At 28.5% G+C, this 5,676-nt stretch carries 7 protein-coding genes; 4 read left to right on the plus strand and 3 right to left on the minus strand.

What is annotated here, in order from left to right:
• Positions 1–289 precede the first annotated feature (289 nt).
• The gene (locus tag PTZ02_RS19635) at positions 290–967 is read left to right on the plus strand and encodes a uracil-DNA glycosylase (protein WP_274229411.1); all 678 of its coding nucleotides are present in this window, start codon (positions 290–292) and stop codon (positions 965–967) included.
• Positions 968–1,026: 59 nt separating this feature from the next.
• Here the strand turns inward: PTZ02_RS19635 and PTZ02_RS19640 are convergent, their stop codons facing one another.
• Positions 1,027–1,722, minus strand: coding sequence for a DUF1287 domain-containing protein (locus PTZ02_RS19640; protein WP_274229412.1), 696 nt, complete (start codon positions 1,720–1,722; stop codon positions 1,027–1,029).
• Positions 1,723–1,909: 187 nt separating this feature from the next.
• Between PTZ02_RS19640 and PTZ02_RS19645 the strand changes: the two genes are divergently transcribed.
• Together PTZ02_RS19645 and PTZ02_RS19650 are read left to right on the plus strand one after the other, a co-directional pair.
• Positions 1,910–2,461 carry a sigma-70 family RNA polymerase sigma factor gene (locus PTZ02_RS19645; protein ID WP_274229413.1) on the plus strand — a complete coding sequence of 184 codons (552 nt, stop codon included), beginning with the start codon at positions 1,910–1,912 and terminating at the stop codon, positions 2,459–2,461.
• The gene (locus tag PTZ02_RS19650; protein WP_274229414.1) at positions 2,454–3,053 is read left to right on the plus strand and encodes a PH domain-containing protein; all 600 of its coding nucleotides are present in this window, start codon (positions 2,454–2,456) and stop codon (positions 3,051–3,053) included. The genes PTZ02_RS19645 and PTZ02_RS19650 overlap by 8 nt, the downstream gene beginning before the upstream one ends.
• Positions 3,054–3,092: 39 nt before the next feature.
• Here the strand turns inward: PTZ02_RS19650 and PTZ02_RS19655 are convergent, their stop codons facing one another.
• Together PTZ02_RS19655 and PTZ02_RS19660 are read right to left on the minus strand one after the other, a co-directional pair.
• Positions 3,093–3,719, minus strand: a complete 627-nt coding sequence (locus PTZ02_RS19655) for a copper homeostasis protein CutC (RefSeq protein WP_337993004.1) — start codon at positions 3,717–3,719, stop codon at positions 3,093–3,095.
• A 1-nt stretch (position 3,720) separates the two neighbouring features.
• On the minus strand, positions 3,721–4,818 hold the full coding sequence (locus tag PTZ02_RS19660; RefSeq protein WP_274229415.1) for a mechanosensitive ion channel family protein: 1,098 nt from the start codon (positions 4,816–4,818) through the stop codon (positions 3,721–3,723).
• A gap of 124 nt (positions 4,819–4,942) precedes the next feature.
• Here PTZ02_RS19660 and PTZ02_RS19665 point away from each other — a divergent pair, with 124 nt between their 5' ends.
• The gene (locus PTZ02_RS19665; protein ID WP_274229416.1) at positions 4,943–5,527 is read left to right on the plus strand and encodes an HDIG domain-containing metalloprotein; all 585 of its coding nucleotides are present in this window, start codon (positions 4,943–4,945) and stop codon (positions 5,525–5,527) included.
• Positions 5,528–5,676 lie beyond the last annotated feature (149 nt).

Consider the following 5,676-nt stretch of genomic DNA (forward strand, 5'->3'; position numbering starts at 1 on the left):
CTTACTTCATTTCCTCTGTTTAATTTTCAAAGACCAATTTGTTTGCTTCATCTCTGCTCTCTCGCAGCGACAAGTAGTATCTTACCATATATATTTCGTCACTTTTCTACTCAAAGTCCATTTATAAGATACTATATATATAATACTCTCTTTTTCAACGAATTTCAAGCTTTTTTAACTACTGATACGCACGGAAAAGTGTTTTCATGTATAACGTTTTCTTGTTTCTAAAATTGATACAATGTTTAATATGGTGTGAAAAGTGTTATACTATTTTAGGGTGATAATTATGTCGGTAAACATAAAAAATAGTTGGAATGACTTATTAAAAGACGAATTTGAAAAAGAATATTATTTAAAACTTAGACAATTTCTTATTACAGAATATAAAACCACAACAATTTTCCCTAATATGGGTGATATTTTTAATGCATTAGAATATACTCCTTACGAAAATGTGAAGGCTGTAATACTAGGTCAAGATCCATATCATGGACCTGGCCAGGCACATGGTTTAAGCTTTTCAGTAAAACCTGGTGTTAAAATTCCACCATCTCTAGTTAATATGTATAAGGAACTTAGAGACGATTTAGGTTGTTATATTCCTAATAACGGCTACCTAAAAAAATGGGCTGAACAAGGAGTTTTACTTCTAAATGCCTCACTTACAGTTAGGGAACATCTTGCTAACTCTCACAAGGGAAAAGGATGGGAACTACTAACTGACAAGATAATATCCTTGTTAAATGATAGGACTGACCCAGTAGTTTTTATACTTTGGGGAAATAATGCTATTTCAAAGGAAAAATTTATAACAAATCCTCAGCATTATATTATAAAATCTGTTCATCCAAGTCCATTGTCTGCTTCAAGAGGTTTCTTTGGTTCAAAGCCATTCTCTAAAACTAATGACTTTTTAAAATCCATAGGAAAAACTCCTATAGATTGGCAAATAGAGAATATATAAAAAGTAAGGTAGAAAGTTACACAATAATGTGAACTTTTTACCTTATTCACGTTCTTAAACTAATATCTCCATCTATAATGTCCGTGAATAGGATTCTTAAACCAGCTCAATTTTGCTTCTGAAGCTGATGGATGAGAATTGTGGATAACATATGGAATACCCTTATTATCTCTTCTATCTGAAATAATAGCTATATGTTCATAACCCTCTAGAAAAACTACAACGTCCCCCGGTTGCCATTCCTTCAAATTATTAACATCATCTTCTTTAAATTCCGTTGTAAGACTATCACAATTTCTTTTTAAGAATATATCTTCATTTACGACCCTTCTAAAATCTATATTAGGGTCTGGCTTTCCATTAACTCTCTTATATGCCCCTAAATTTTCACTAATATCTTTATCTATTAAATCCTTTATAGATACATTTATTCCTTTAAAACCTCTCCATATGACATCAGTACATACTCCCTCCCCGTCAGGCGGATATCCCCCTGAATAGTATGCATCCTTATATATTGTCTTTTTCTCAACTTCCTTTCTAGCCTCATTTACTATATCTATTGGATCTGCTATCCCATTATTATTTTTATCTACTTTTGAACTTTCATCTGGGACTTCAACTTTATCAATTGGTAATTTATCAATAACTTTATCTATTATCTCATTACCTTTATCATATTGAATTTTTACATATATAATAAAAGTTACGAAGAGTACAACTCCCAATATAAAAAATATTTTTCTTTTTCTCATAGATCCCCCTAAAATTATACACAGATTAACGCATATATTTATATTTTATCCACAAATTCCTTTTATTTCTATACTAGATATGTTGATATCATTTGATTTAAGATATTATTAATAAAGTTTTATGAATTTAATTGATAGGTCTCCTTAATATGCTTCGTATACTAAATAGAAAGTAGGTGATATTTAAATGACTGATACTAAGATTATTAATGGACTAAGGGACCAAGACACAAAGTCTCTTGATCTTGTTATCGATAACTATGGAAAACTTATTTATGCAGTAATTAATAACATCCTGGATAGAAGTCACAATAAAAACTATATTGACGAATGCTTTGATGATATCCTACTGAATATTTGGTATAACATTGATTGCTTTGATGAAAATAAGGGAATATTTAAGAATTGGATTATATCAATAGCCAAATTTAAAGCAATTGATTACAAGAGAAAATTTTCTAGATCTCAAAGTAATGTAGATATTAGTTCTACAGACATAGCTGAATCTTCTAATATTGAAGAAGATTTGACCTTAAAAGAGGAATACGAAGAATTATTTAAATTAATAGAAAAATTAGGTGAAGTAGATAGAAATATCTTTTTAAAGAAATATATTAATGAAGAAAGCATTGAAGAAATAAGTAAGGAATTGAACTTATCGCCTGATTATATTTATAACCGAATATCTAGAGGAAAAAAGAAATTGCAAGATATGAAAAGGAGGCTTTATTATGAATAAGTTGCTTTTAAAAGCTTTTAATTATATTAACTACTCAGAAACTGAATTAAATGATTATGAAGCCGTTTCTATAGATTCAGATATAAACTTGGAAAATAGGAAAAAGTTGATTAAAGAAAAGATTAAAATTAAAAATTCTTTAGATTGTGATAATACTGTTCTATCAAACTTATTAGATAATGAAGAATTACTAGAAAGATTTAGAGGACAAAGTACAGCTTTTAGTTTTTGGATTAATATGAATGCCTTTAACTATAGAGCTTATGTACCTTATATGATTAGAGATATAGGGCAATATTACACCTTTTATTTAACCAACAAAAGACTTGTAATTTTAGAGACCAATCAACTCCAAAAAATCAAAAAAAGTTTGTTTATAGATTTAAAAGATATCTCAAAATTTGAATACAAGGAAAAATCTTATGGGTTTAAATTTATAATTAAATTTAAAAGAATAGAAGAAAAATACGATTTTAGAGAAAGTTATTTTTTATTTGGAGACTATTTTAAATATTCTTATAGATTTAAAGTATCAAGTAAAATTGCTAGAAAAATAATACCTATTTTAGATAGCACTATTAATTATGACTAATTTTAAAGCTGTCCCAAATTATTTTGAGACAGCTTTATTTTACTTTAAATTTCCTACAATTTTAGTTCCATGTAACTCTCTTGCTCCAGTAGCTTCTGCTATACGTTTAAAATTTTCAGAAGTTATACCTCCTCCTGGCAAAATTATTATTTTCTTATTTGCATATTTTATTAGTTCAGCAAGTTCGTTTATATTTTTTTCAGCCTTGTCAGCCCCACCTTTAGTCAAAATCCTGTCTACTCCCAAATCTGCTAATATATCTATTGCTTCCTTTTTATCTTGAATTTCATCAAATGCCATATGAAAAGTTATACTCATAGGCTTAGCAAGCTTGATTAAATTCTTCATTATTTCAACATCAATTTTATTTTCTTTATTTAATACACCTACTACAATTCCATTTATACCTAAATGCCTGCACTCTTGAATATCCATCTTCATAATTTCGATTTCGTCTTCGGTATAAACAAAGTCTCCTCCTCTTGGCCTTATAATCACATTAAATGGAGTTTTTAAAACTTTTTTAGCAATAGTTATTGAGCCAATACTAGGTGTAGTTCCCCCTTCTAACATATTATCACAATATTCTATTCTATCCGCCCCTAATTCCTCCGCTATTTTCGCTTCTATAAAAGATCCAACTGCAGCTTCTAATATATATTCCACATTAACTCTCCCTTTCATTATCATAAACTTCTTTTTTATCTATATATATTTTATTTCTATTAATTGCAAACCTAATGTCTTCTTCCTCTACTATCTCTAATATTTTTAAGTTAATGTCTTCTTTTGTCTTTTTATATTCAACAAACTCCATCACATTTGTGTAGAAATATATAAAAATCTCTAAACTTTCTTTAGTAAATTCATCAAATGCAACAATAATTACATTCTTATTTACCCTAGAATCATTTTTTAGTAATTCCTCTATTCTATAAATTAATTTTCTAATTTTTTTACTTTCTGTCTCACAATCTAAATACAACCTAAAATATATTCTTCTTTCATCTCTTAGTGTCCAATTAGTTATATGAGAATTTGCGAGTTTTGCATTTGGAATAGTCACTAAAGCATCAGAAAATGTAGTAATTTTTGTACTTCTAAAAGTTATCTCCTTTATTATGCCTTCTACTTCTGGTGTTTGAACCCAGTCACCGATAGAAAAAGGCCTATCGATTAATATAACTACACCTCCAAATAAGTTGGAACATGTTTCTTGAGCTGCTAACGCAAAAACTACTCCAGAAACTCCAAGTCCTGTTATAAATCCTGAAAACCCAAATTCTCTTGCTATTATACTAATAGAAATAATTACTACTATAATTCTTATTATAATAGATACAAATGGAAAAACAATCTTATATACATTCTCAGCATATTTTCTTTTAACCCTATTATATAATAATGACTTTTTTGTAGTTACATTATAAGTAACCCAGGTGAAAAATATTACCCAAGCCACTTTAAATATCTTTCCATTTATTATAATAACTTCTCTATAGTATATCTTACTAGACAAATACATTAGTGCAAAATATACACCTAGCATATTAATTAGAAATGCTATAGGTTTCTCTAGTGCTTTAAACAACTTATCATCTACGGTATTCTCTGTTGATTTTATTATTTTATTACACCATTTAGATACATAAATTAAAAATATTTTTCTAAATATAAATGAAGCAACAAAAATAAGCAGTGATACAAATACTATTTCAAAGGGAGAACTTGAAACTATAGCTATTAATTTTTTAACTTCTTCCATACTTATCACCTGAATTTAGTATTTGTCTTTATATCAAATACTAGTCCTGAATTTTTATTATTGTTTTTTCTAATTTTAGTAGTAAAATGTACTTATATTTGTATTTTTTGGGGAGGTAAAATATATGTCTGTTAAACTATCTAGAGCTGAAGCTTGGGACTTATTACGTGAATACAATAAAAGTGAATCTCTGCTTAATCATGCCTTAACTGTTGAAGGAGTAATGAGATATTTCGCAAGACTGTTAAATCAAGAAGATATAGACAAGTGGGGAATTATCGGATTATTACATGATCTAGATTATGAGATGTATCCTGACGAACATTGTATAAAAGTTCAAGAAATATTAAGAGAACATGATATTGATGAAGAATATATTCATGCAATAGCAAGTCATGGTTATGGAATTTGTTGTGATATTGAACCAGTTCATTTAATGGAAAAGGTATTATATACTATAGATGAACTTACTGGACTAATTACTGCAGCTGCAATAATGCGTCCTTCCAAAAGTGTTTTGGATTTAGAACTAAAATCTGTGAAGAAAAAATATAAATCTAAAGGTTTTGCTGCTGGAGTTGATAGAACTATTATTGAAAATGGTGCTAAAATGTTAGGTATGGACTTAGATTACATAATTGAACACACTATTCTCGCTATGAGAGAAATAGCTGACAGTATTGGATTAGGCGGAATTGAAGATATTTAAAGGAAAACAGTCAATATTTTGATATTGACTGTTTTCTTTTTATCTTATATATACTAATTGTTTAGAAAGAACAAAAAAAAGACCTAGATAATCTAGATCTTTCTTGGTGGCTCGAGCAGGAATCGAACCAGCGACACGAGGATTTTCAG

Origin of the sequence: Clostridium sp. 'White wine YQ' (assembly GCF_028728205.1) — a bacterium.
Taxonomy (GTDB): Bacteria; Bacillota; Clostridia; order Clostridiales; family Clostridiaceae; genus Clostridium_T.